Below are 1,833 nucleotides of genomic sequence, written 5' to 3'. Positions count from 1 at the left end.
TGTGGTCTCGGGGATGGTGAGGGCGGTCTGGCCGCATTCGTGGCACTCGACCAGGCCGCGCAGGGGGTCGAGCCACAAGACGTTGAGCGCGCCGCAGATGGAGCAGCGCAGCCCGTCGAGGAAGTGCGCCAGACCGTTCATGCGGCCTCGCTTCGACCGCCGTACTCGGCGACCATCCGGCGAATGTCGGCGTCGGAGACGTAGGCGGCCCGGACCCGCACCGGGTCGGGAGAGGTCTCCAGCCGGACGTAGCCGACGCCCGCGCCCAACTTGGGGACCGGTGAGATGTGGTCGGCGAGTGCGCCCCGGTCGCGTGCGCCGTCGCCGAGCACCATGTCCACCTGCTCGGACTCATCCAGCCGGAGCGCGATCTTGTCAGGGAACAGGTTGCGGATGTTCATGACCTCCTTGCGCGGGTCCTGCAGTGCGGCCATCACGCCGACGCCGACCGCCCGGCCTTGCGTGGTGAGCGTGGCCAGGGCCGCCGTAATGCGCTGCCGCAGGCCCTTGTCGGACTGGTAGGCGGTCAGGAAAGCGACCTCGTCGACGAGGACCAGGACGAACGGGTCAGCGACGGTGGGGGTGTGGGAGCGGCGGAGGCCGGCGAACCGGTCGGCCCGCTCCTGCATCACGCTCACGGCCTCGTCGAGCAGGTCGGCGCACTCCTTCGGATCGGCCGCATACCGGGAGCCGAACAGCGCCCGTCCAAAGGACAACTCCATGCGTTTGGGGTCGAGCGCCCAGACCTGGACGAGGCCCGCCCGCATGGCGGGGAGGAGGCCGCGGATGGTCGACCACAGCCACGAGCCTTTACCGGCTCCGGTCGCTCCGGCGATGAGGACGTGGGTGCCGTGGACCTTGAGCCGGTAGGGCGTGCCGTCCTCGCACCGGCCGACCTCCACCGGCCCCACCGTCGCCACATCCGGGACAGGAACGGCGGGCAGGGGTTCGGCGAGAGGATCGCGCCGGGGGAAGGTGAGCACGAGCCGCCCGGCCTTGGCGACGCTGATGCGGCAGGCGGGGGAGCCGAAGCCGTGGGCGAGGTGGTCGGTGCGGTCGGCCCAGTCCTTGACGGCCTGCCCGGACAGCATGCGCACGGTGATGCGGTCGGCCCAGCCATCGCACTCGACCCGGAGCAGGTGGGGCAGGTAGTCGCGGCCCTGGAGGTGACGGCCGAGCCCGGACACGATCATCACCGGTTGCCAGTGCCGCCGGTAGATCCAGAACCGGCGCCAGAAGGCCAGCAGCCGCCAGCCGATCCAGCGGGCGAACGATGCCCGGTCGGCCAGCACCCAGCCGAACAACAGCGACAGCGGGATGGTGACGGCGGTGACCGCGACGGGCCAGCCGTAGCGGACCCAGATCACTCCGGGCACGGCGAGCACCGCTACGGCGATGGGGTGGACGATGAGGGTCCGGACGAGCCCGGCGACCAGGCGGCCGAGGAAGACCAGGATGGTGAGGATCGCCGGGGTCTGGACGACGGCCGGTTTGAACACGACCGCCGTGTCGGGGGTGGTGGACACGAGGTTGCGTACCTCGCCACCGGGAAGGCGCTTGAGCATAAGCTGAACTCCTCTCTTGTGATGCGCAGTCAGGGAGAGACCGAGGGGCCGCCGGAAGTTGCCGCTTCCAGCGGCCCCGCTTGCGTTAGGCCGCCGAGTCGGTGGCCTGGGCGTGTTCGGCGTGCAGGCGCTCGCAGTCGGCCAGGTACCGCGCGGCGGCGTTGAAGATCTGCCGCGCGATGTCCAGGTCTTCGGCGGTGACCGGCCCGGCCCCGGTGGTCGAGACCGTCACGTCCGCCTCGTCGGACTCCAGGACCAGGTACGGCCG

The 1,833-nt window shown here is 70.9% G+C and carries 2 protein-coding genes; both read right to left on the bottom strand.

The genetic code is table 11. The features are described from left to right. Positions 1-137: 137 nt before the first annotated feature. A complete protein-coding gene (locus B1L11_RS44435) occupies positions 138-1,565 on the bottom strand; it encodes an FtsK/SpoIIIE domain-containing protein (protein WP_079321112.1) in 1,428 nt (475 codons plus the stop codon). Between the two features lie 85 nt (positions 1,566-1,650). After that, positions 1,651-1,833, bottom strand: a 183-nt coding sequence (locus tag B1L11_RS47750) for a hypothetical protein (RefSeq protein WP_179155613.1), incomplete at its 5' end; no start/stop codon positions are given.

The sequence above is a fragment of the Microbispora sp. GKU 823 genome, from assembly GCF_002027145.1.
Classification (GTDB): Bacteria; Actinomycetota; Actinomycetes; order Streptosporangiales; family Streptosporangiaceae; genus Microbispora; species Microbispora siamensis.
Note: the sequence above shows the minus strand (reverse complement) of the source record. Positions and strands in the feature narration are given on the sequence as shown.